This window comes from Camelimonas fluminis, assembly GCF_014656355.1.
Classification (GTDB): domain Bacteria; phylum Pseudomonadota; class Alphaproteobacteria; order Rhizobiales; family Beijerinckiaceae; genus Camelimonas; species Camelimonas fluminis.
In genome coordinates, this window is record NZ_BNCG01000016.1 from 41,837 (window position 1) to 65,884 (window position 24,048).

Below are 24,048 nucleotides of genomic sequence, written 5' to 3' on the forward strand. Positions count from 1 at the left end.
AGACGTCACCCTTCACGCGGGAAATGCATCAAGCAGCCTGGAAAAGCGCTCCCGCGCGTTCACATGAACGGAAACGCCGGGCGCGGTGTCCCGCGCCCCTGGGGATCACGAATCGATGTGTTTCAGCACCAGCGTCGCGTTGGTGCCGCCGAAGCCGAAAGAATTGGTCAGAACCGTTTCCAGCTGCGCATTGTCGATGCGCTTGCGCACGATCGGCATGTCGGCGAACGCCGGATCAAGCTCCTCGATGTGGGCGCTCTCGCAGATGAAACCGTTCTGCATCATCAGCAGTGAATAGATCGTCTCCTGCACGCCGGTGGCGCCAAGCGAGTGACCGGTCAGCGATTTGGTCGCCGAGATCGGCGGGCATTTGTCGCCGGCGCCGAAGACCTCGCGGATCGCCTCAATTTCCTTGTCGTCGCCAACAGGCGTCGAGGTAGCGTGCGGATTGATGTAGGAGATCGGCTGCTTCACCGTCGCCAGAGCCTGGCGCATGCAGCGGATGGCGCCCTCGCCCGAGGGCGCGACCATGTCGTAACCATCCGAGGTGGCCCCGTAGCCAATGACTTCGCCATAGATTTTGGCGCCGCGGGCTTTGGCGTGCTCAAGCTCTTCAAGCACCAGAACGCCGGCGCCGCCAGCGATGACGAAACCGTCTCGGTTCTTGTCGTAGGCGCGCGACGCGGTCGGAGCGCGGTCGTTGTACTTGCTCGACATGGCGCCCATGGCGTCGAACAGCACGGACAGGCTCCAGTCCAGCTCCTCGCAGCCGCCGGCGAACACGATGTCCTGCTTGCCCCAGGCGATCTGCTCGTAGGCCGCTCCGGCGCAGTGCACCGAGGTGGCGCAGGCCGACGAAATCGAATAGTTCACGCCGCGAATCTTGAACCAGGTGGCAAGCGTGGCGGACGCGGTCGACGACATCGCCTTCGGCACGGCGAACGGACCGACGCGCTTGGGGCCCTTGGTGCGGGTGATGTCGGCCGATTCGACGATGGTGCGGGCGGACGGTCCGCCGGAACCCATGATGATGCCGGTGCGCTCGCTGGAAATGTCGCCGGGCTCCAGCCCCGCGTCGGCGATCGCCTGCTCCATCGCCACATGGTTCCATGCGGCGCCTTCGCCGAGGAAGCGCATGGCGCGGCGGTCGACCACTGTTTCCGGGGCAAGCGTCGGCTTGCCGTAAACCTGGCTGCGGAAGCCGAGTTTGGCGTATTCCTCGGCGAACGAAATGCCGGAGCGGGCCTCACGGAGCGACTCCGTCACCTCCGCGATATTGTTGCCAATGGAGGAGACAATGCCCATCCCGGTAACGACGACGCGCCTCATCAGCCGCTGTTCCTTTCTCCGGACCGGCGCGGCGTCGTGACCCCAAGGTCGCGACTCCCCGCAGATCTGCATCATTTTGCGAACGCGCGAAGGCGCGCCTGATTTCATTCCGTCGCCGGCGCGGACGCGCGCCGGGCGTTATCCGGAGCATATCGTGTTTTTCCGGGAAGGACGCAATGGCCCGGGACGCCAGATCACAAAACAGGCAAACCGGGCCACGTCCGCGCAGATCCCCGCCGGATCGTCCGGCGCGGTCCGCGGCCAGTTTTTTGGCGTCAGGCCGTGGACAGTCCGACGCGCAGGTCTTTCGCCTCGTAAATCTTCTCGCCATCGGCCTTCAGCCAGCCATCGGCCGTGCCCAGCACAAGCCGGCCGCGCATCACCCGCTTGAAGTCGATGCCGTACTCGAGCAGCTTCACGCCCGGACGCACCATGCCCTTGAACCTCACCTCGCCGGTGGAGAGGGCCATGCCGCGACCCGGCTCGCCGAGCCAGCCGAGGAAAAAGCCGGTGATCTGCCACATGCCGTCGAGACCGAGGCAGCCGGGCATGATCGGATTGCCCTGGAAATGGCAGGGGAAATACCAGTCGTCGGGGCTGACGTCATATTCGGCCCGGACATAGCCCTTGTCGAAATCGCCCCCCGTTTCGGAGATGTCGGTGATGCGATGCACCATCAGCATGGGCGGCAGGGGCAACTGGGCGTTGCCCGGCCCAAAGAGTTCGCCGCGCCCGCAGGCGAGGAGCTCTTCATAGGTGAAGCTGGATTGACGCGTGGCGCTGTGAGCAGTGTCGGTCATCGTCCTGACAAATCGCGGGTGGATCCTGGTTTAAGGGATCACATCGTGGGTGCGCGGCGAATGCGCAAGAGAAGGACCGGATCCGGACGCATGGCCATCGCCTGTCTTCACGGGCGCTTGTAACATGATTGCCCCCCCGGCCGAAAGCCGGACATTGGGGGCCTCGAAAGTTCGCGCCGCGCGCTGGCGCGATCCGGCTGGCGTCGCCATGAAGCGGCGGCCGGATCGGGGCCCTATGGTCGCAGGTAACCCATTGAAACAGGACGCGGGTTGCGGCCGCGGCCTCCGTTGCCTATGATAACAGGGCAATTTACGGGATATGGCTTTGATGACTGACGGCGACGCCCTGCGTGGCGTGGACACTGTTGCTGGCGAAACGGACGGTCTGAAGGGTTGCCCTGTGCACGCCCTGCGCGCGGAACTGCGTCGCGCCGGACTGCGCCCCACCCGCCAGCGTGTTTCTCTGGGTTGGCTCCTGTTCGCGAAAGGCGACCGCCACGTGACGGCTGAAATGCTGTACGAGGAAGCCAGCAAGGCCCGCGTCCCGGTTTCCCTGGCCACCGTCTATAACACGCTGCACCAGTTCACTGAGGTTGGTCTGCTGCGTGAAGTGGCTGTCGACGGCTCGCGCACCTATTTCGACACCAATGTCGGCGACCACCACCACTTCTTCGTCGAAGGCGAGGAGCGGCTGCTGGACATCCCCGGTTCGTCAATCAACATCTCCAATCTGCCGGAAGCCCCGGACGGCATGGAAATCGCCCGCGTCGACGTGGTGGTTCGCCTGCGTCCCAAGCGGGCGTCCTGACAGGCGCGTCCTGAGCGGCCTCTGGCTGCTCGCGCGCGGTTCGCGCAGATCCATGCCCGCAGATATGACCGCCCCTTCCGGGCGGTCTTTTTTTGGCCCCATGCCTGCGCGCGGCGCTCCGCCTTGAGCGCCTGCCTTTCAGGCAGCCGCCTCACCATGCAACGCGGAACACCGGCGGGGGCGGCCCGGAATGGCGGGGCTGGGCGCTGTCACGGTCCGGCCTCGACCTGACAGGCGGCGACCTGACAGGCGGGGATCAGTCGACCACCTCGCCGGGATAAACGCCCCACAACTTGTCCTGTCGCACAAAGCCTTCGCGCCGGGCTGCCTCGACCCGGCACCAGGTCTTGTCGCATTTCCGGACCTGGACGACGACATTTGGCTCCAGCTTCGCCGCGAGGGAAGCCGTTTCCGACGCCTCGCGAAACATCGGCACAAACGCGGCCTTCTCCCACGGCGCCACCAGCGCCGTGCGCTTGCCCGACAGCAGCGAGTGCAGCACCCAGCCCTCCACGCCCTCTGAATCGCGCACCCGCCGCCAAGTTTCGAATTCGGCGGTAATCTCCACCGGCAGCCCGACCCGGTGATACACCCAGGTCGTGGCGTGGTCCTTGTTGGGCCCCTGACGCAGGTTGACGCGATCGGACTTCAGGCTGACGTAGCGCGGCAACGGCAGACCGGTCACCGAGCCCTTCGGCCCGTCAGCCGCGCGCGCCGGCGCCAGGCTGACCGGCGCGAAGCCCGTCGCGAGCAGCGCCAGCGCGCCCGCGACCTGCGCCATCGCCATGCGCCTGCTCCTGACCCGGCCAACCCCCATCATGCCCAATCTCCCGTTCCGGCGCTCCAGCCCCGATGCTGGCGCCAGCGAACGCCGTCCACGCGGGCGCATGGGCGTCCGACGATTGGATGCGTTGTGTTTCTGGTCTTGTCTGCTACAGAGTCCCGAGACGCAGATCTCACCCTGTGTCGCCCGAGCCTGCTTAACGCTGCGTGAAAAGCACCTGCCTGGGACGCGTCATGACCAAAAAGAAGCCACTCGTCGTTGTCACCCGCCGTCTCCCCGATGTGATCGAAACCCGCATGGCGGAGTTGTTCGACGTACGGTTGAACCATGACGACGCGCCCATGCGCCAGGCCGATCTGATCGAGGCGGTGAAGACGGCGGACGTGCTGGTTCCCACCATCACCGACGTGATCGATTCCGCCGTGCTGGCCCAGGCCGGCCCGCAGTTGCGGCTCATCGCCAATTTCGGCGCCGGCGTCGACCACATCGACGTGCAGCAGGCGCTGGCGCGCGGCGTCACCGTCACCAACACCCCTGGCGTCCTCACCGAGGACACCGCCGACATGACCATGGCGTTGATTCTCGCCGTGGCGCGCCGCATCGCCGAGGGCGCGCGGGTGGTGCCGGACGACGAATGGACCGGCTGGTCGCCCACCTGGATGCTGGGCCGGCGCATCACCGGCAAGCGCCTCGGCATCGTCGGCATGGGCCGCATCGGCCAGGCCCTGGCCCGCCGCGCCCGCGCCTTCGGCCTGTCGATCCATTATCACAACCGTCGTCGCGTATCGGCCGCCACCGAGCAGGCTCTCGAAGCGACCTACTGGGAATCGCTCGACCAGATGCTGGCCCGCATGGACATCATCTCGGTCAATTGCCCGCACACGCCGGCAACCTATCACCTGCTGTCAGCCCGCCGGCTCAAGCTGCTCAAGCCTTCGGCGATCATCGTCAACACGGCGCGCGGCGAGATCATCGACGAGACCGCCATGTCGCGGATGCTGGAGGCCAATGAGCTGTCAGGCGCCGGCCTCGACGTGTTCGAGCACGCCCCCGCGGTCAATCCCCGGCTGCTCAAGCTGGCGCGCGCCAACAAGGTGGTGTTGCTGCCGCATCTCGGCTCCGCCACCATCGAAAGCCGTCATGACATGGGCGAAAAGGTGATCCTGAACATTCAGACCTTCATGGACGGACATCGGCCGCCGGACAGAATCCTGCCGAGCATGCTGTAAGCGCCGCGTCCCGCATGGCCCACCACCGCCAGGGCTAACGGGGTCGGTTTCCGGCAAAACGACATGGACAGCGCGCTTACCTGGCTCGGGCGAAAGATCGCCGCCTTCCTGATGCAGGATCTGCCTGGCTACCGGCCTTCGGCCCCGCCAGATCCGGAGGCTCTCGCCCGCGCCCTGCAACCCGGCGACGTGCTGCTGGTCGAGGGCGCGACGCGCGTCGCCTCGATCATCAAATATCTCACCCAGTCGAGCTGGTCGCACGCCGCCCTGTACGTCGGCCCGGTTCCGGCGCACCACGCCGGACAACCGGCGCCGGATCAGGACGACCACGTGCTGGTCGAGGCCGACGTGCAGCATGGCGTCACCACCGCGCCCCTGTCGAAATACGCCGCCGCCAGCGTCCGCATCTGCCGCCCGGTGGCGTTGACGCCGGGTGACCGCGACGCGGTCGTGGCTTACGCCCGCTCGCGCATCGGCCACGCCTACGACCTGCGCAACGTCATCGATCTCGGCCGCTATCTGCTGCCACTGCCCGCGCCATCGCGCTTCCGCCGGCGCATGATCGCCCTCGGCTCCGGCGAACCAACCCGCGCCATCTGCTCCACCCTGATCGCCCAGGCGTTCGAACAGGTGCGTTACCCGGTGTTGCCGCGCCTGGAAGTCGCTGCGCGCAAGAACATGACGCGGTTTACCCGCGCCGAGATCCTGCACATCCGCCACCACAGCCTGTATGCCCCGCGCGATTTCGACATCTCGCCCTACTTCGCCATCGTCAAGCCGACCATCGAAACCGGCTTCGACTACAAGCAGCTGGTCTGGAGCGCTGACATGCCCGCCGAAGCGGCGCTGGAAACCGCCGACGGCGCCAGCGCCGGCCTGCTGGCCTGAGGCCAGCTCCGCCGGGCCGGTCCCAATGGGCTCCGATGAAAGGCTTCCGGCGAATGACTTCTGGCGCAGCCGGGCGCTGCAAAGCATTTTCGGCGAGAGATGCGCGACACCGGTCCGGGCTCTCAAACCGTGGATGCGTCTGCATTCTCGCGATCTGACATCAACGCATCGCGCCGCCACGCCGGGGCGCCGGACAGATATGGAGCGGGCGCTCCACGCCGCCTTATCCATGCCGCATCCACCCCTCATTGAAGCGCGAAAGTCAATGAAAGCGTCAGCAACAGGTCTGTAGCTGCGCCGGCTGTCAGGCTCCTGTTTCGCCGCTGCATGACCCAGCAGGCCATTTTCGAGAAAGGTGGAGCCCACTTTTTGTGAAGAAAATGTCTCAAATCAAAGCGACGGAGCATTTTGGGCGAACGGGTTTTCACCGACAATGCTGCAGTTAAACAGCCGGTTACGCCCGTCCTGTACCTGTTGTGGCGAAACCCGTTTCCAGATGCGCGTAACGAGAGCGACCTCCTTGATCAGCAGCCTGCGACACACCGGCCCCGTGCAGATCTTCAACGCCGCCATCCAGGCGTTACGGCAGATCGTGTCGCCGCCGTTCCGGCGCATGTTGCTGCGCTCCGTCGGCCTGACCCTGCTGATCCTCGGTCTCGTCTGGTTTGGCCTCACCCGCCTGCTGAACCACTATCTCGCCTCACATAGCCTGAGCGCCTCGTGGCCAATCCTCGACACACTGGCGTTCTTTGTGGCGGGGGCCGGGTTGATGGTGGGGCTGGCGTTCCTGATCCCCCCGGTCTCGGCCCTGGTCTCCGGATATTATCTCGATGACGCCGCCGAGCTCGTGGAGAAAACCGACTACCCCGAGGACCCACCCGGCAAGCCGCTTTCCGTCGGGCTGTCGCTCCTCTACGGCCTGCGCTTCGCCGGCCTGTCGCTGGTGATCAATCTGTTCGCCCTGCTGCTGTTCTTCATCCCGGGCGTCAACATGGCGGCGTTTTTCATCGCCAACGGATACCTGCTCGGGCGGGAGTATTTCGAGATGGCCGCGGCGCGTTTCCGCCCGATGGCCGAGGCGGAGGCGATGCGTCTGCGTAACCGCGCCACGGTGTTCGGCGCCGGCCTGGTGGCCGCGCTGCTGGTCGCCGTGCCGGTGCTGAATCTGCTGACCCCGCTGTTCGGCATCGCGCTGATGGTGCACGTTCACAAAAGTGTCCAGCGCGCCGAACTGGCGGCGCCGCAGGGAACGGCGGCGCTGTAGGGCGCCCGCCTGGTCATGCGGGCGAAAGCCGGGGCACTGGCGCAGCAGCGAATTTTTTGCGCCGGACGCTCCGGACAATCCTGAGGCGTCGCGCCTGCCCGTTTTTCAGAATAGCTCTAACTTTATGTTCCGGCGCACTTTTCTGGCGCGTCCTGGTATCGGTCCTGCATGAAATGCGATAGAGGCGGCCAGAGGCTGTCCCCTCCCGGCGATGGCTGTCCTGCCCGCCGTCGCAACCCGCATGCCTTCCGGAACCACGATGTCCACCGCCGCCAACAGCCTCTACAACCGCGTTCTCACCCGCTACGCCACGCCCCTGACTACTGGCCTGTTTCTCGTATCGGCCATTTCCGGCGTGGCGCTGTTCTTCCGCTGGACGCCGCGCACGTTCCACGCCATGCACGAATGGCTGAGCATGCTGCTGCTGGCGCCGTTCATCCTGCACATGGTCCGCAACTGGCGCCCGCTGGTGAACTATGCGAAGCGCAAGACCCTTTTCCTGCCGCTGGTCCTGTCGCTGGCAATCGCAATTCCTTTCGCCGTCTCTGGCCTCAGCGGTCCAGGCCGCGCCGGTAATCCGGCTTTTCGCGCCCTGCCGCTCATGACCCAGGCGCGCCTGGCTGATCTGGCGCCGCTGCTGAAAACCTCACCCGACAAGCTCCTGGCCACCCTGCGCGAGCGCGGATACCAGGCCACCAGCATCGAGGAGAACCTGGAAACCATCGCCGGGACTGCCGGTAAAAAGGCGCCGCAGGTGCTTGTGGAGCTGATGCCGCGCCGGCAGGGTTCCTGACGCACGGGCCGCGAGGACCCCTTTTCCGCCGATGCGGAATTCCCCCGGGACTTGCTCCAGCAACAGCACACATAAAAACGCCGCCCTGAAGGGCGGCGTTTTTATTTATCCGTAGCAAACCAGCTGGCTCAGACCCCGGCCTCGTGGGCGCCGGAGCCGACCTGCGGCGGCGGCTCGAACTGGCCCTTCTCGCGGAACCGCCAGAGGTAGGTCGGGACAATGGCGTCGAAACCGCTGGCGATGACCCCGAGGTCAGCCAGTCCGCGCTTTTCAGCGACAGCGGCGTCCGACACCACATTGTCGTGGCGCAGCAACTCCACCTGGTCGCGGGTCAGACGCAGGCTGTCCGGCAGCAGGCCCAGCGACAGCGTGTGCAGGATTTCCAGCGCCAGTCCCTGCAGACGCGCCAGACCAAACGGCAGCCCGACGACGAGGCGGCGACGACGGATGGCGCCGAGGGTGAACTTCACCGCCTCACGGATCGTCAGGGTTTCCGGACCGCCCAGCTCATAGACGACGCCGGGTCGCGCCGCGCCCTGCACGGCCTTCACCACGGCCGCCGCCACGTCGCCGACGAACACCGGCTGCATGCGGGTTTCAGCGCCAACCAGCGGCAGCACCGGCATGAACGTCGCCAGCTGGGCGAAACGGTTGAAAAACTGGTCTTCCGGCCCGAACATCACCGACGGTCGCAAGATGACCGCGCCGGGAAAAGCGTCGAGCACCGCGGCTTCGGCATTGGCCTTGGAGCGCGCATAGGCGGAGCCTGAGTCGGCGCTGACGCCGAGGGCCGAGATGTGGACAAGCTGTTCAACGCCGGCGGCGCGGGCGGCCTCCGCCACGGCGCGGGCCCCAAAGCCATGCACCGCGTCAAAACGCTGGCGGCCGCCCTGATGCATGACGCCGACAAGGTTGACCACGATATCGGCGCCGGCGATGGCGCGAACGATCGAAGGCCGGTTGCGCAGATTGGCCTGGACGGCGTGAATCTGTCCCACATTGCCGAGCGGCTGCAGATGGAAGGCCAGATCAGGCCGCCGCACGGCGACGCGAATGCGATATCCCTGCCGCGCCAGCGCGCGCACCACATGACGGCCAACGAAGCCGGAGCCGCCGAACACCGTGACAAGCGTGTCGGATGGCTGACGGATGCTGCTGGACATGAACCTCTCCCGCCGAAACTGTACCCTGCAGCGCCAAAGTTGGAGCCATTACAGGAAACCTGTTCCTGCCCCCTTCGCCGCGCTGGCGCAAGTGCTTACTTGCTCCATACTTGCACGATCCCGCCCTCCAGCGGACAGGTCAGGCCACGCCGCAGCGCGACCCAAGGTCGCAAAGCCCGGTCCAGAGGCTCCAGCCGGCGGGGGGCCCTGACCTGCGACGCGGCTCCAGCGGGAATGCCGCACGGCGTCTGATGAAAGATTTTGCCGGTTACAGCGCCTGTCGCCGTTCCGGATTGACGGTTTCCTGCTGTATAGAGCAGGCGCGGCGCGGCGAACGCCCCGCCAGCCGCCGGAGGCCCGCCCGGCTTTTATCATGTCCGGCGCATGTTTCCTGACCAGCAGGGCAATGCCCCTGCAGCCAGGAAACATGCGCCTGCCCGACTGGTTTCGACCTGTTCTCTTCAGGAAAAGCAGCAGCCGCTTTTTCGTGAAGGCATTTTAACGGCGCAAAACGGCGACAGACAGCCATGACCGAGATTCCCGCCCTGGACCGCTTCCGTCGCATTGTCGTGAAGGTCGGTTCATCCCTGCTGGTCGACCGCGAACGCGGCGGCGTCCGCCAGCAATGGCTGTCGGCGCTTGCCGATGATCTCGCCGCATTGCATCAGGCCGGCAAGGACGTGCTGGTGGTATCGTCCGGCTCGATTTCGCTGGGCCGCGCCGTGCTGAAGCTGCCGCTCGGCCCGTTGCGGCTGGAGGAAAGCCAGGCCGCCGCGTCCGTTGGCCAGATCGCCCTCGCCCGCACCTGGTCTGAAGCGCTGGGGGCGCGCGGCCTCACTGCCGGCCAGGTGCTGGTGACCCTGTGGGACACCGAGGAGCGCCGCCGTTATCTCAACGCCCGGGCCACCGTCGGCAAACTTCTGGAATGGCGCGCCATCCCGGTCATCAACGAGAACGATACGGTGGCCACCAGCGAAATCCGCTATGGCGACAACGACCGGCTCGCGGCCCGCGTCGCCACCATGGCCGACGCTGACCTGCTGGTGCTGCTCTCCGACATCGACGGCCTCTACACCGCGCCCCCTGGTTCCGATCCGTCCGCGAAGCATATTCCGGTGGTGCCGCGCATCACGGCGGAGATCGAGGCCATGGCCGGAGGCGCCGCCTCCCAGTTCTCCCGTGGCGGCATGCGCACCAAGATCGAGGCCGGCAAGATCGCCACGCACGGCGGCGCCCACATGATCATCGCCTCCGGCCTGGTGGAGCATCCGCTACGCCGCATCGCGGAAGGCGGCCCGGCCACCTGGTTCCTGTCGCGTTCAACTCCGGCCAGGGCGCGCAAGAAGTGGATCAGCGGCCTGCTGGAAACCAGCGGCGCGGTCACCATCGACGAGGGCGCGGTGGCGGCGCTGCGCCGGGGCAAGAGTCTCCTCCCCGCCGGCGTCACTATCGTGGACGGCGATTTCCTCCGTGGCGACGCGGTGCTGGTGAAGAACCCGGCTGGCGCGGTGGTCGCCCGCGGCCTCATCAGTTTCGACGCAGACGACGCCCGCGCCATTGCTGGCCACGGCAGCGGCGAAATCGCCGCCATTGTCGGCTATTCCGGCCGGGCCGAGATGATCCATCGCGACGTGCTGGTGCTGACCGCCGCCGCAAAGGACGATGCGACCTGAGGCGCCGTCGCCCCAGGCAGCGTCCGTGGTATTGACAGCCCCTTGTATTGGCCGGCGCGACGGCCAATAATGATGACCGTAATCAATCGTCGCCGCCAGACCCGGCGCGCCTACGTTTGTCCCGTGCAACACGCAAAGGCCCATCCATGAGCACCGCAGCCCACCTCGCCCATACCGCCAGCGCAGCGCAGTCTGTCCGCGGTCCGGCGACTCCAGTTGCGACCTCCGCCGCGCCTGACGTCGACGTGGCCACGCTGATGGCGGACATGGGGCTACGGGCGGTCGCCGCCCGCCGCAAGCTGGCGCTGGCCAGCGCCGAAACCCGCGCTGCGGCGCTGGTCGCCGCTGCGGCGGTCATCCGGCGCGCCAGCGCCGGTATCCTCGCCGCCAACGCCGAGGACATCGCGGAGGCGCGCGCCAATGGCCAGACCGAGGCCTACATCGACCGGCTGGCGCTGGACGAGGCCCGCATCAACGCTATCGCCGACGGCGTCGCCGCCATCGCCGCCCTGCCCGATCCGGTCGGCAGGGTGCTGGCCACGTTCGAGCGGCCCAATGGCCTGGTGATCCAGCGCGTTTCGACCCCGCTCGGCGTCATCGGCATCATTTTCGAGAGCCGTCCCAACGTCACGGCCGATGCTGCAGCGCTCAGCCTGAAGGCCGGCAACGCCGTCATCCTGCGTTCCGGCTCGGACAGCTTCCGTTCGGCCCGCGCCATCGCCCGCGCCATGTCTGAGGGGCTGGCCGCCGCCGGCGTGCCCGCCGACGCCGTGCAGCTCGTGCCCACCCGCGATCGCGCCGCCGTCGGCGAGATGCTGCGCGGCCTGAACGGCGCCGTCGACGTCATTGTGCCGCGCGGCGGCAAGAGTCTGGTCGAGCGCGTGCAGAACGAGGCCCGGGTGCCGGTGTTCGCCCATCTGGAAGGCCTGGTGCATGTCTATGTCGACGCCGAAGCCGATCCGGAAACCGCCCGCACGGTCGTGATGAACTCCAAGATGCGGCGCACCAGCATCTGCGGCGCCGCAGAAACGCTGCTGGTTGACCGCGCCGCCGCCGGCCGCCTGCTGGCTCCGCTGGTCTCCATGCTGCTCGACGCCGGTTGCGAGGTGCGCGGCGACGCGGAAGTTCGCGCCGCCGACGCGCGCGTCACGGACGTGTCGGAGGCTGACTGGAGCACGGAATATCTGGAGGCGATCATCTCCGTGCGTCTGGTCGACGGTCTCAACGGCGCCCTGGAGCACATCAACGCCTACAGCTCCCAGCACACCGACTGCATCATCACCGAGAACGTCGACAAGGCGGAGCGCTTCCTCAATGAGGTCGATTCGGCCATCGTGCTGCACAATGCGTCAACCCAGTTCGCCGACGGCGGCGAATTTGGTTTCGGCGGCGAAATCGGCATCGCCACCGGGCGCATGCACGCGCGCGGGCCGGTAGGCGCCGAACAGCTCACCTCGTTCAAATACAAGGTGCGCGGCGCCGGCCAGACCCGGCCCTGAATCGTTGAACAAACGGGCGCGCCGCGACTGCGGTCAGACGGGCGCATCCGCCGCGCCTGTCCGCCCCAGGATTGCGACAGGACGGCGACGGAGGATCAATGCGCCGGACGCGCCGTTTCCACCGGCGTTTCCGTCATCGGTCGCGCCGGCGCGGCCTCTCCGGTCAGCAGCGCCTGCATCTCCTCCGGCGTCTCCCGCGCCAGCAGCACGTCCGGATGGTGCGCCGCGCTGGTGGACAGATAGATGGCCGATCCGCCATGAACCGTCCCGCGCACCATCAGCACGCATGATGCGTTCAGCAGGATGCGGGTATTGTCGACCGGATCTGTGACGTGGATGAACATGACAACCTCCTTGCGTCGGTTACCTCCCTTCCAGTGTAACACAGGGACGCGCGATTTTGTTCGGGCGTGCGCCGCATGATTCCGCGCTGGCGCCTGCCGCCTCTCGCCCCCGGCGCGCGCATTGGGCTCTATGGCGGTTCGTTCAACCCACCCCACGCCGCCCATCGCCTCGTCGCCGACCAGGCGATGAAACGGTTGGGGCTTGATCGCGTCTGGTGGCTGGTGACGCCAGGCAACCCGCTGAAGAACGTTGACGGCTTGCCGCCCATCGCCGCGCGCATCGCCCAGGTGCGCGGCGTCGCCGGCCACGCCCGCCAAGACGTGACCGGCTTCGAGCAGGACATCGGCGCCAGGTTCAGCCACGATACGATCGTCTGGCTGCAACGGCGATTTCCCGGCGTGCGCTTCGTCTGGATCATGGGCGGCGACAGCATGGCGACGCTGCACCGCTGGCATCACTGGCGCGACATCATGCGCCGCATCCCGGTGGCGGTGATCGACCGGCCGGGCCAGACCCTCGCCGCCACCGCCTCCGTCGCCGCCCGCACCTTCGCCGCGGCCCGCCTTCCGGAGGCCGAAGCCCGCCGGCTGGCCACGGCGCCGACGCCGGCGTGGGTTCTGCTGCATGGCCCGCGCTCGCCGCTCTCCTCCACGGCGCTGCGCGCCAGCGCCGGGCAGGCGCATGCGGTGGAAATCAGCCCGTCCCGAGACTGCGGAAAGCCCCTGCCGCTCCGTTGAACCTGGATGACGTAACGGCTATGGTGGAGAAAGTTTTCAGACACCGTTTTTCACGCAAGGGACCAGGCGCGCTACCATATGCCCAATCGCATTCCGGACACCGAACCGCAGGCCGCAGACGTCGACGCGGACGTCGCCCTCGCCAATGTCCTCTCGGTCGCCTTGCACAGCCTTGACGAGATGAAGGCGGAAGACATCGTCCAGCTCGACCTGACGGGCAAGACGTCGTTGGCCGACGCCATGATCATCGCCTCCGGCCGCTCCAACCGTCACGTGGGCTCGATCGCCGAGAAGCTGATCGAGGACCTGAAGGCGGCGGGCGTCAAGGGCATCAAGGACGAGGGCTTCCCCTCCTGCGACTGGGTGCTGGTCGACGCCGGCGATCTCATCATCCACATCTTCCGCCCGGAAGTTCGCGTCTTCTACAATCTGGAGAAGATGTGGGGGGCCGCTCCGGCCGCCGGAACCGCCTCCTGACGCCATCCGCGGGCGTCGTCCCGGCGTCTGGCCGCGACAGGCTGACGTCCGGAGCCGGGCACCTGCGCGACGTCAGCATCCCTGGCGGCCGAAACCAGGCCTCCCGCCCGCTCCATATGTTCAGATGAGGATGGCGCCTCAGGCGATGGGACCACGTCCTTGAAAATCTCGCTGATCTGCATCGGCCGCATGAAGGCCGGCCCGGAGCGGGAGCTGGCTGATCGTTATCACCAGCGCGCCGTCGCCCAGGGCCGGCCGCTCGGCGTCAGCGCGGTCAGCGTGATCGAGCTGCCGGAGAGCCGCGCCGCCGACGCCAGCCGGCGCAAGGCCGAGGAAGCGCAGGCGATTCTCGGCAAGACCCAGGGCGGCGTCATCGTCGCCTTTGACGAGCGCGGTCCGGCCCTCGACAGCGAGACGGTGGCGGCGCGCTTCGCCGCATGGCGCGACAGCGGCGCCGAACATGTGTGCTTCGTCATCGGCGGCGCCGACGGCCTCGACCCGTCGGTGCGCGACGCGGCCCGGCTGGCGCTCTCCTTCGGCGCCATGACCCTGCCGCACCAGCTGGTGCGGGTGCTGGCGCTGGAGCAGATTTACCGGATGATGACCATCATCGACGGTCACCCCTATCACCGCAGCTGAGCCCCCGGCGCATTTCGCCGCCGGGCGCCACCGCGTCGCCTTGTTTGCCATTGATTGTCGCCAGCAATCGCGACGACCAGCTGTCGCCGCGCCCTTGTCCGCGCCTGACTGGCGTCTCCGGCGGAACAAAACGGTTGATGATGCAAAGGCTGCGTTTACCTCATTGCCATATCAGTCAATGTGAGGCGTTGCGCCGCTCGCCTGTCATTCACGCGGTCAGCATCTGAGCACATCTGGACATGGTTCATTCCGCGCTCCCGCCGCCCCGTTCGCGTCGCGCCCTCTCCACCCTGCGAATCGCAAGGGGAGGCCTGCTGGCCTGCGCCCTGGCGACGGCGTGCGCCGCCGCGCTGCCCGCTGGCGTGGCCACTGCCCAGCAACGCCCCGGCACCAACACCCGCCAGACCGAGAAAGACGCGCGAGAGGCCGAACTGAAGGCCATCGAAACCCGCCTGCACTCCAGCGAGGAAGCGCGGATTCGTCTGGAGGCGGAAATCGCCGCCATCAAGCTGGACCGCGCCCGCCTCAACGGCGCCCTGCTGAACACCACCAGCAAGGTGCAGGCGACGGAAGAACGAATCGCCGAACTCGAATCGCGTCTCGCCACCCTCAACGACAGCGCCGCGGCCATCCGCAAATCGTTCCAGAGCCGCCAGGACGTCATCGTCGAGGTGATGGCGGCGTTGCAGCGCATCGGCCGGCGTCCGCCGCCGGCGGTGCTCGCCAGTCCTGACGACCTGCTGACGGCGGTGCGCACCTCGATCCTGCTGGGGGCGGTGCTGCCGGAGTTGCGGGCCGAAACCCGCGCCCTCGCCAGCGATCTGGCAGAGCTGGTGCGGCTCGGCGACGCCATCAAGGCGGACAAGCAGACCCTCTTCCGGGAAATGGAAGCGATCGTCGAGGAGCGGCGACGCCTGGCGGCGCTGATCGAGGCGCGCCAGGCCCGCCTCGCCGGCGCCGAACAGGAAACCAGCGACCAGACCAGTCAGGCGGCCGCGCTGGCCAAACAAGCGACCGACCTCAAGAGCCTGATCGCCCGGCTTGAGGCTGAGCTTGGCGCGGCCCAGCGCAACACCGCGGCGGCGCGCAAGGCCGAGGAAGACCTCAAGAACGCGAAGGAACAGCTCGCCTCGCTGGCGTTCAAGGACCCGGCGCGCCTTGAACCCAAGATCGCCTTCGTCGACGCGCGCGGCCAGTTGCCGCTGCCCGTGGGTGGAAAAGAGGTGGTTTCCTTTGGAACATCGGATTCTGCTGGCGGCAAGACGCAGGGAATCACCATCGCGGCGCAACCCGGCGCCGTTGTTTCGGCGCCTTCTGATGGTTGGGTGTCATTTGCTGGCCCGTTCCGGTCGTTCGGCCAACTCTTGATCATAAATGCGGGCGGTGGGTACTATGTCCTGCTGGCCGGCATGGAGCGGATCAACGTCAGTCTCGGCCAGTTCGTCCTGGCCGGTGAACCTGTCGCCATCATGGGGCAGGCGCAATCTGGCGCCAGCGACGCGGACAAGGCCGGCGCGGGGACGCCTGACAACGCAGAAGCAACCGGGGGCGGACGGGCGGATGCACATCCGGGACCGGCCCTTTACATCGAATTCCGTAAGGATGGCGGGGCGATCGACCCCACGCCCTGGTGGTCCAGATCCCAGGGCGCGTCTCAAGGCGAAAAGGTTCGCGGATAATGCGAAAGATTTCCATTCTGGTTTGCGGCGTGGCGATGGGCGTCGGCATGTCGCTCGTGGCGACGCAGACCCGGCTGATGTCCACGACCAGCGCCACCGCAGCCTCGCCAGACATCTACCGCCAGCTCAACCTGTTCGGCGACGTGTTTGAAAAGGTCCGCAGCGACTACGTCGAGAAGCCCAGCGAAGGCAAGATGATCGAGTCAGCCATCAACGGCATGCTCTCATCGCTTGATCCCCACTCCAGCTACATGGACGCGAAGGCGTTCAAGGACATGCAGGTGGAGACGCGGGGCCAGTTTGGCGGCCTCGGCATCGAGGTGACGCAGGAGGACGGCCAGATCAAGGTGGTGACGCCGATCGACGACACGCCCGCCGCCCGCGCCGGCATCCTCACCAACGATCTGATCACGAAGATCGACGGTGAAGCGGTGCAGGGCATGGCGCTGAACCAGGCCGTCGACAAGATGCGCGGCCCGGTCAACACCAAGGTCACGCTCACCATCCAGCGCCCGGGCCGCAAGGACCCGCTGCAGGTGACGCTGACCCGTGAGATGATCTCGATCCGCTCGGTGCGCTCGCGCGTCGAGGGCGACATCGCCTATGTCCGCCTGACCCAGTTCATCGAGCACAGCTTCGACGACGTGAAGGCGGCCATCGAGAAGACCACCAAGGAAATCGGCGCCGACAAGATCAAGGGCTATGTCCTTGACCTGCGCAACAACCGCGGCGGTCTGCTTGATCAGGCGGTTTATGTCTCCGACGCCTTCCTGAACCGTGGCGAGATCGTGTCCACCCGTGGCCGCAACGCCGACGAGACGCAGCGCTTCAGCGCCCGCAACGGCGATCTCACCAACGGCAAGCCTGTGGTCGTGCTCATCAACGGCGGCTCCGCCTCGGCGGCGGAAATCGTCGCCGGCGCCCTGCAGGACCACAAGCGCGCCACGCTCATCGGCACGCGCTCGTTCGGCAAGGGATCGGTGCAGACCATCATCCCGCTGGGCTCCAACGGCGCGCTGCGGCTCACCACCGCCCGTTACTACACGCCGTCTGGCCGCTCCATCCAGGCCAAGGGCATCGACCCTGACATGGTGGTGCTGCAGGACATCCCCGACGAGTGGAAGGGCAAGGACGAAACCAAGGGTGAGGCCGGCCTGAAGGGGCACCTCTCCGGCGAGCGTCGCGACAGGGAGAAGGCGGAGCAGCAGGACGCCGCCCAGACGAAGCCGGACGACAAGGCCGCTCCTGGCGCTGGAAAGGCCACGCCTGAGAAGGCCAGCAAGGACAAGGCCGGCAAGGACAAGGAGCCGGAGGAGCAGTCCGGTTCCTCGGCCTACATCCCGCCGGACCCGGCCAAGGACAAGCAGTTGCAGGCCGCCCTTGAACTTCTGCGCACCGGTCGCGCCACCGCCGCCGTCGTCAAACCCGCCGACCCACAGAAGGCCAAGGCCAACTGAGGCGCCAGACCGGAAACAAGGGATGGCCCTGGCGAAAATCGCCGGGGCCTTTTTCGTATCCGCGCCTTTTTGATCAGGACGCCTCCTGAAAAGGCTGGCGCCGGGTTTCGCCGCGAGGCGCGCTTGGATGAAGGCGACGCGCCGCTCATTCAGGCAACAGGCCGCGTGTGGCAGGTTCACGGCCAGCCGCCGCCAGACCATTGCCAGAGCAGGGTCGCATCCGGCATAACAACCTCCCCCCCCGGGAATGCTTCGGGGTCTGCAGCACAAGGCGCAGGACAGGGCTGACCCGAATGGGCCGGACGCCCCCTGTCTGCCTGAGCGCCACCAATTTATCCCGGGCGAGGCCTGCCATGACTGACGACAAGCGCTTTTTGAGACTTCCCTATCGGCTGTGCGTCGGCGTCATGCTGCTCAATCGCGACAACGAGGTGTTTGTCGGCAAGCGGCGCGGCGAGGCCGGGCCTGAACACGTTAACGCCGCCTATTCCTGGCAAATGCCCCAGGGCGGCATTGACGACGGCGAGGAGCCCTACCCCGCCGCCCTGCGCGAACTCTACGAGGAAACCAGCGTCAGCTCCGTTGAGCTGGTTGCCGAAGCCCCCGCCTGGTACAGCTATGACCTGCCACAGGAAATCCTGCGCCGCTCGTGGCGGGGCCGCTATCGCGGGCAAAAGCAGAAGTGGTTCGCCATGCGTTTCACCGGCAATGAGTCGGAGATCAACGTGCGCCATCCGGCTGGCGGCCACAGGGCGGAATTCAGCGAGTGGCGCTGGGCGCCCATGGACAGCCTGCCAGGCCTGATCATCCCGTTCAAGCGCCCCGTTTACGAACAGGTCGTGGCCGCTTTTTCGCAACTGCCGAAAAACTGAGGCCCGATTCCAGGCTGGACCAGCATCCGGTGAGGCGGGCTGACCCGGATGCTGGCGTCAGCTTCGCCCCGTCAGCCGGCGCCAGATCGCCGGAAACAGCCGACCGTCGATCACCGCCAGGCCGACGCCAACCATCGCCATGCCAAGGAAGGCCGTGGGCGGCAGCCGCTCGCCCAGCACCATGGCGCCGAGCGCCACAGCCCAGCCTGGAATCAGCAGGTTCACCAGCATCAGATTGGTGGCGCCGGCCTCCGCCAGCACCCGGTAGAAAATGATATAGGGCAGCGCCGTGGCGATCACGCCCAGCGCCAGCACCGCCGCGAGGGCCCCTGCCCCCGGCGCCGGACGGGACCACGGCTGGTCGACCGCCAGCGCAAGCGGAACGATGACGCAAGCCACCATCAATTGCTGACCAAAGGCGGCGACCACCGGCGTCACCTCCATGCTGCGGAACACCCGGCCATAGACGGCGGACGCGGCGTAGCTGACCGTCGCCGACAGGCAGGTGATTTGCGCCAGAACGGCGCTGTCCATGCCGGACAGGACCCCGGGGCCCACCACCAGGGCGACGCCCAACATGCCGGCGAGGACGCCAGTGAATCTTTGCCGGGTCAGCTTTTCGTCATGGGTCAGCAGATGCGCCATCACCGCCGTCAGCAAGGGCGTCGGCGCGTTGAGAATGGCGGCCATGCTGGAGGGAATCTGCGTCTGCGCCCACGCCACCATCATCCACGGAATCAGGTTGTTGAGCGCCCCCATCATGAAGAACGCCCGCCAGACCTTCGCCTGACGCGGCAGACGTTGCCGCCCCACCGCCACGATGAGACCGAGCGCCACCGCGGCCACCCCCACCCGTCCGGCGACCACGCTGAACGGCGCAAAGCCGGTGAGGGCGAACTTGATGAACATGAAGCCGCCGCCCCACAGGGCGGACATCAACAATATCATCAGCCAGAGGCGGCCGGTCATGCCGGGACTGACGGGAGCGGGGCTAGTCACGGACTTATGGTCTCAGGAATGTGGCAGGCGCCGTTCGAGGCTCACCCTGGCTGGCGCAGTTTCAGATAACGGTCACGCTTTTGGAAGCCCCGCCTCCTGACCGCAGCCGTCAGCCCGCAAGTTCGAAGTGCGCTCCCCGCGGATGGAAATTGGGATTATAAAATGGATCCCGGTTGCGGAGGTCCGGGTGTGCGCCATAAAGCTTCTCTCGATCGGCGTCGAGACGCGCCCGTTTCGCCGGGTCCATTAAATCATTGCCCCGGCTGACCGATTCATAGTGAAGCAATTCCGCCGCCGTCGCCACGATATTGTAGTAACCGCGCTCATAGAGGCGAAAGCACAAGTCGACGTCGTTATAAGCAACGGGTAGTTGCTCATTGAATCCGCCGACTGCGTCGAACTTCGTGCGTGTGATCATCAAACAGGCGCCAGTCACAGCGAGCCAGTTATATTCCAGTACATTGCGCAGGAAATAACCAGGCCGGTTCGCCCGCTCATGTTGCGAGGCGTGAACCGGGCCAATCTCCGAATTGATCACGCCCACGTGCTGCACGCCCCGGCTCTGCGGGTACAGCAATTTGGCGCCAACGGCGCCGATGTGCGACAGTTGCGCGAAACCGGCCATCCGCTCCAGCCAATCCGGCGTCATCACTTCTGTGTCGTCGTTGAGGAACAGCAGCAGCTCGCCATCGGAATGGTGCGCGCCGATATTGTTCAGCTCGGAATAGTTGAACGGCGCATCGTGGCGAATGACCTTCACGTCCTTCCGCCGCTCCTCTTCCAGCATCTGCAGGGTCGCGGCGTCGGTTGTGCCATTATCCAGCACAACGATCTGAACATTCTGGTAGCTGGACTTTGTCCGGATGGACTCCAGGCACACGCCGAGCACCCGGCCGTTATTCTTGCTCGGAATGACAATGGAAATCAGCGGCGCGCCCTGCATGTGCGGGCGCACGCGGAAAAAGCCGCGCGCCTCCCGCAAGGGCTCCAGAGCGCCAGATATGCCGCGCCGGGCCAGCGCGTCTTCCCGAACCCGCTTGCCGGCGTCGATGGCATAGGGCTTGGCGGCTTGATCCCCGGCGGCGGAGCCTGGATTGACGCGCCAGTGATACAGCACCCTGGGGATATGAACGATGCGCTGCGCCTTCTCGGTGATCCGCAGCACCAGATCCCAGTCCTGGCTGCCGTCGAACTCAGACCGCAACAGCCCCGTCTCATCCAGCAGGCTCCTGCGCACGCAACTGACGTGGCAGGTGTACATGATGCTCATCAGCGTGTCGGGTGACCAGTCCGGTTTGAAAAACGGCTCAAAATGCCAGCCGCGCGGCGAGAGCTTGTCCTCGTCGCTATACAGATAGTCAGCGTCCGTATCGCGTATGGCGCGCGCCAGTTCATACAGACAATCGACGGTCAGTTCGTCGTCATGGTCCAAAAAGACGATGTAGTCGCCCGTCGCCGCCGCGATGGCGCGGTTGGTGGCGGCGGAGATGCCGCCATTCTGCTCCGTGAACAGCACCTGGACGCGCGGATCCGAAATCTGCGCCAACGCCGCGCGCGTCTCAGGCGATGGACTGGCGTCGTCAGCGAGAATCAACTGCCAATGGGGATACCATTGCGCCTGCACCGAACGGATCATCGCCTCCAGCAACGCCGGAGGCGTATTCCAGGTCGGGGTGACAATAGAAAACCGGATGCCTGGCCCTGGCTCCGCCAGGATCTCGGCGAGATCGGCCGGACGCTCAGGCGAGACATAGCGATAGGACGCCCCACCGGCGCCCAACAGACGACGCGCCAGGCGATTGCTGCCGGCGAAAGGCGTCAACCGCCGGCGCAACCAGTCCCGGGCGCCAAGCGGCAAAAGCCGTTTGGCAAGTGCGCGCGCAAGATCAACGGGGTGACCAGGCGCACCCGTCGGCCGCCTGGTTGTCATCTGGCGCTCACCAGCGTTTCCCTGGGGGGGCTCGCCGCTCTGCCGTGTCATTATGACGGTGTCTCCCGGATGCTCCAGCCTGATCGGGAATGCCCGACGAGAACTGCTCTAACCTGAGCATCTGCATCATGCAAACGGCGGCAGAACGGCCATGACGCGGCGTGACGGCGGCGGCGGATCCGCCGTCATGCCTGACGGATCACGGCTTCTGTTTCATCAGATGCGCCGCCATGGCTGCGAAGGCCGGCAGGGTCAGCGGATCGTTGGCGGCGTTGGCGGCGATGGGGTGGGACGCGAAGCGGGCGATCACCATTTTGGCGGCCGGGTCGACATAAATCGACTGACCATGGATGCCGCGCGCCATGAACGCCTTGTTGGCGTTGTTCGTCACCCACCACATGTTGCGGTAGGACCAGCCCGGCAAGGTTTTGTAGCCGGCTGCGGCGAAGGCGTCGCGATCGCCGCCGTTGCGGATATCGGCGACAACGCCCGCCGGAATCACCTGGCGATCGCCGACCTTGCCGTCATTGCGCATCAGTTCGCCGAAACGGGCCATGTCGCGCAGGGTGGCGTTCAGACCGCCGCCGCCTGACTCATCCCCCGCCGGGTCCATCAGGAAATAGGCGTCGTCATCGGCGCCCACTGGCTCCCAGATCTGCTCACGCAGCAATTCCGCCAGGGACTTGCCGCCGGCCCGGCGTACGATCCAGGCCAGCACCTCGGCGTTGCTGGTCTTGTAGGCGAAATCCTTGCCGTGCGGCCCCTCCTTGGGCAGCGCCGCCAGGAACTCGGCGAAATTGTCCGGCCCCTTGTAGCCCGGCGGCCGCGGCAGGATGCCTCCGGCCCGGGCGTAATCCCAGATGCTTGAGGTCGGATCGGCATAGTTCTCGGTGTATTTGACGCCGATGCGCATATCCATGACGTCGCGCACCGTAGCGTCGCCATAGGCTGAATCCTTCAGCTCAGGCACATATTTGGTGACAGGCGCCTGCGGGTCGAGCTTGCCTTCCGCCGCCAACATGGCCGCCAGCGTGCCGACGAACGATTTGGTGACAGACATGGCCTGGTGCGGCCGGTGCGGCGCCGCCGCGCCAAAATAGCGCTCGTAGATCACCTTGCCGTCATGCATCACCAGAATGCTGTCAGTATAGGTGTTCGCCAGCATCTCCTTCCAGGTCATGTCGGCGCCGGTCATGGTCTTGAACGCCACGCCATCCAGTTCGGCGGGCTGCGTCGCCAGCGTGGAAGGCGTTTCCGCATGGCGCACGTCGCGCGTCGGCAGCAGCTCGCGCATGTGGTTGAACGACCAGCGGATTTGCGGGAACTTCAGCATGCTGCCGTCAGCAGCGCGGATCGTTTTGTCTTTTGGCGGCGGCGAGCCCTGCATCCAGCCGAGCTTGATCGGGTCGGTTGTCGCCGGATCCGGCAGGGCTGGCCCACCCTGGGCGCCAGCGGCCTGACTCCAGACGGCGGCAAGGGCGACCGTCCCCAGCGCCAGCGCCTTCACAGCGGCCCGACGCCGCGACGGCGCCCTGGCGAACCCATTTTCCGGACCGTGCTTCCCGGCTTCAACCATGCTCATGTCCTCCCTGCTCCGGCGCGCCGCTGCGGGCCGGTTCGCATCTCATTTGATGCGCTCAGCACCGAATACTCAGCGAGGATAGATGATTTGCACGGCCTGTGGCCATACCACCAATGGCCATGAAGTAATCCGCTGGTGAAGCGACAGAACCCCGGAAAAAAGTGGCGTTACAACGCACCCGGCCAACCATCGGGGCGCCCGGCGAAGCTGGATCAGACACATCGCTTTCCAACCTGTTCGGGGAAATGGTTTCACCTTTCGGCCGGAACGATTCACGATACGCGGACCCGGCGCGATGCGTGGCCGGCTGCGGAGGCAGATTTGTTCACCAGGGCGCGACTCCCCACGAAAAGCGGGAGGCCGCTTCTCCCGGAAATGCCCTGGACGCGTTTCCTGCTTTGCGCGAACTCTGGCTGACCAGACGGCTCCGCCTGGCCGGAAAGCTCGCTAACGCAGCGACGCACGTTGCCGGCCCGCGCCGTCGAAATTCTCGGGCGCCAGCCAGGCGGCGAACACACGCTCGCACGCCGGCCATTCGTGATCGAGCATGGAGAACCAGGCGGTGTCGCGGTTGCGGCCCTTGCGCGCCATATGCTGGCGAAACAGGCCTTCGTACTGGAAGCCGAAGCGCGCGGCCGCCCGACGCGACGGGGCGTTGTCATTATCGCACTTCCATTCCACCCGGCGATAGCCGGCGCCGAACAGTTGCCGCAGCAACAGGAACACCGCCTCCGTCGCCTCGCGGGTTCTCTGCAGGCCCGGCGCGAACGCCACATAACCGATTTCAGCCACGCCATCGGCCGGCCGGATTTCCATGATGGTCAGAAAACCGCCTGCCCGGCCGGTGCGCCGCTCCACGACGGCGTAAGGCAGTATGCCAGGGCGCTCCGCCACGTCGGCGACGATGGCGCGCAGGCCCGCATCACCGGCTGGCGCCACGGGCGGCAACCAGGTCCAGACCGCGTCGGCGCCGCGAAACGCCGCCGCCAGATCATCGCCGTGCCGCTGAAGATCAAGCGGCTCCAGCCGCGCCCATTGCCCGTCCAGCGGCTGGCGCGGGGGAAACGGCGGTGCCGTCCAGTCCGCCGGCAGATCAACCAT

At 66.3% G+C, this 24,048-nt stretch carries 22 protein-coding genes; 13 read left to right on the forward strand and 9 right to left on the reverse strand.

Annotated elements, in window-relative coordinates; translation table 11 throughout:
* Positions 1–105: 105 nt before the first annotated feature.
* Together fabB and fabA are read right to left on the reverse strand one after the other, a co-directional pair.
* Positions 106–1,329, reverse strand: a complete 1,224-nt coding sequence (fabB, locus tag IE243_RS15610) for a beta-ketoacyl-ACP synthase I (RefSeq protein ID WP_191320323.1) — start codon at positions 1,327–1,329, stop codon at positions 106–108.
* A 275-nt stretch (positions 1,330–1,604) separates the two neighbouring features.
* A complete protein-coding gene (fabA, locus tag IE243_RS15615) occupies positions 1,605–2,129 on the reverse strand; it encodes a 3-hydroxyacyl-[acyl-carrier-protein] dehydratase FabA (protein WP_191320324.1) in 525 nt (174 codons plus the stop codon).
* Positions 2,130–2,457: 328 nt separating this feature from the next.
* Between fabA and irrA the strand changes: the two genes are divergently transcribed.
* Positions 2,458–2,937 carry an iron response transcriptional regulator IrrA gene (gene irrA, locus IE243_RS15620; RefSeq protein WP_191320325.1) on the forward strand — a complete coding sequence of 160 codons (480 nt, stop codon included), beginning with the start codon at positions 2,458–2,460 and terminating at the stop codon, positions 2,935–2,937.
* 256 nt (positions 2,938–3,193) lie between these two features.
* Here irrA and IE243_RS15625 read toward each other — a convergent pair whose 3' ends face one another.
* Complete coding sequence (locus tag IE243_RS15625; RefSeq protein ID WP_373301706.1) at positions 3,194–3,724, reverse strand: SH3 domain-containing protein; 531 nt, start codon at positions 3,722–3,724, stop codon at positions 3,194–3,196.
* Between the two features lie 230 nt (positions 3,725–3,954).
* On the opposite strand from IE243_RS15625, the gene IE243_RS15630 reads away from it, so the two are divergent.
* The 4 genes from IE243_RS15630 to IE243_RS15645 all read left to right on the forward strand — a co-directional run bounded on the left by IE243_RS15630 (position 3,955) and on the right by IE243_RS15645 (position 7,895).
* A complete protein-coding gene (locus tag IE243_RS15630; RefSeq protein ID WP_191320326.1) occupies positions 3,955–4,950 on the forward strand; it encodes a 2-hydroxyacid dehydrogenase in 996 nt (331 codons plus the stop codon).
* Between the two features lie 63 nt (positions 4,951–5,013).
* Positions 5,014–5,838 carry a YiiX/YebB-like N1pC/P60 family cysteine hydrolase gene (locus tag IE243_RS15635; RefSeq protein ID WP_191320327.1) on the forward strand — a complete coding sequence of 275 codons (825 nt, stop codon included), beginning with the start codon at positions 5,014–5,016 and terminating at the stop codon, positions 5,836–5,838.
* Positions 5,839–6,358: 520 nt separating this feature from the next.
* Positions 6,359–7,102 (forward strand): sulfate transporter family protein, encoded by a 744-nt coding sequence (locus tag IE243_RS15640; protein ID WP_280514603.1) that lies wholly within the window; start codon positions 6,359–6,361, stop codon positions 7,100–7,102.
* Between the two features lie 259 nt (positions 7,103–7,361).
* Entirely contained in the window at positions 7,362–7,895 is a 534-nt protein-coding gene (locus IE243_RS15645) for a DUF4405 domain-containing protein (protein ID WP_191320329.1), read from the forward strand.
* Positions 7,896–8,023: 128 nt separating this feature from the next.
* On the opposite strand, the gene IE243_RS15650 is transcribed toward IE243_RS15645, so the two are convergent.
* Positions 8,024–9,058 (reverse strand): complex I NDUFA9 subunit family protein, encoded by a 1,035-nt coding sequence (locus IE243_RS15650; protein ID WP_191320330.1) that lies wholly within the window; start codon positions 9,056–9,058, stop codon positions 8,024–8,026.
* Positions 9,059–9,585: 527 nt separating this feature from the next.
* On the opposite strand from IE243_RS15650, the gene proB reads away from it, so the two are divergent.
* Positions 9,586–10,731: a glutamate 5-kinase gene (gene proB, locus IE243_RS15655; RefSeq protein WP_191320331.1), complete on the forward strand. Its 1,146-nt coding sequence runs from the start codon at positions 9,586–9,588 to the stop codon at positions 10,729–10,731.
* Between the two features lie 257 nt (positions 10,732–10,988).
* Positions 10,989–12,230 (forward strand): glutamate-5-semialdehyde dehydrogenase, encoded by a 1,242-nt coding sequence (locus IE243_RS15660; protein WP_244643218.1) that lies wholly within the window; start codon positions 10,989–10,991, stop codon positions 12,228–12,230.
* Positions 12,231–12,325: 95 nt separating this feature from the next.
* On the opposite strand, the gene IE243_RS15665 is transcribed toward IE243_RS15660, so the two are convergent.
* Complete coding sequence (locus IE243_RS15665) at positions 12,326–12,574, reverse strand: hypothetical protein (protein WP_191320333.1); 249 nt, start codon at positions 12,572–12,574, stop codon at positions 12,326–12,328.
* Positions 12,575–12,649: 75 nt separating this feature from the next.
* Between IE243_RS15665 and IE243_RS15670 the strand changes: the two genes are divergently transcribed.
* The 6 genes from IE243_RS15670 (at position 12,650) to IE243_RS15695 (ending at position 18,436) form a co-directional block, all read left to right on the forward strand.
* On the forward strand, positions 12,650–13,312 hold the full coding sequence (locus IE243_RS15670; protein ID WP_191320334.1) for a nicotinate-nucleotide adenylyltransferase: 663 nt from the start codon (positions 12,650–12,652) through the stop codon (positions 13,310–13,312).
* 78 nt (positions 13,313–13,390) lie between these two features.
* Positions 13,391–13,789 (forward strand): ribosome silencing factor, encoded by a 399-nt coding sequence (gene rsfS / locus IE243_RS15675; protein WP_191320335.1) that lies wholly within the window; start codon positions 13,391–13,393, stop codon positions 13,787–13,789.
* A 159-nt stretch (positions 13,790–13,948) separates the two neighbouring features.
* A complete protein-coding gene (rlmH, locus tag IE243_RS15680; protein ID WP_191320336.1) occupies positions 13,949–14,428 on the forward strand; it encodes a 23S rRNA (pseudouridine(1915)-N(3))-methyltransferase RlmH in 480 nt (159 codons plus the stop codon).
* Positions 14,429–14,667: 239 nt separating this feature from the next.
* Positions 14,668–16,107 (forward strand): murein hydrolase activator EnvC family protein, encoded by a 1,440-nt coding sequence (locus tag IE243_RS15685; RefSeq protein ID WP_191320337.1) that lies wholly within the window; start codon positions 14,668–14,670, stop codon positions 16,105–16,107.
* Entirely contained in the window at positions 16,107–17,564 is a 1,458-nt protein-coding gene (locus tag IE243_RS15690) for a S41 family peptidase (protein WP_191320338.1), read from the forward strand. The genes IE243_RS15685 and IE243_RS15690 overlap by 1 nt, the downstream gene beginning before the upstream one ends.
* Before the next feature lie 353 nt (positions 17,565–17,917).
* Positions 17,918–18,436 (forward strand): RNA pyrophosphohydrolase, encoded by a 519-nt coding sequence (locus tag IE243_RS15695; protein ID WP_191320339.1) that lies wholly within the window; start codon positions 17,918–17,920, stop codon positions 18,434–18,436.
* Positions 18,437–18,493: 57 nt separating this feature from the next.
* On the opposite strand, the gene IE243_RS15700 is transcribed toward IE243_RS15695, so the two are convergent.
* From IE243_RS15700 to IE243_RS15715, 4 genes are all read right to left on the reverse strand, one after another.
* Positions 18,494–19,405 (reverse strand): DMT family transporter, encoded by a 912-nt coding sequence (locus IE243_RS15700; protein ID WP_191320366.1) that lies wholly within the window; start codon positions 19,403–19,405, stop codon positions 18,494–18,496.
* Positions 19,406–19,544: 139 nt separating this feature from the next.
* Complete coding sequence (locus IE243_RS15705) at positions 19,545–21,365, reverse strand: glycosyltransferase family 2 protein (protein WP_210319878.1); 1,821 nt, start codon at positions 21,363–21,365, stop codon at positions 19,545–19,547.
* Positions 21,366–21,564: 199 nt separating this feature from the next.
* Positions 21,565–22,947 carry a serine hydrolase domain-containing protein gene (locus IE243_RS15710; RefSeq protein ID WP_244643212.1) on the reverse strand — a complete coding sequence of 461 codons (1,383 nt, stop codon included), beginning with the start codon at positions 22,945–22,947 and terminating at the stop codon, positions 21,565–21,567.
* 447 nt (positions 22,948–23,394) lie between these two features.
* A complete protein-coding gene (locus IE243_RS15715) occupies positions 23,395–24,048 on the reverse strand; it encodes a GNAT family N-acetyltransferase (RefSeq protein WP_191320341.1) in 654 nt (217 codons plus the stop codon).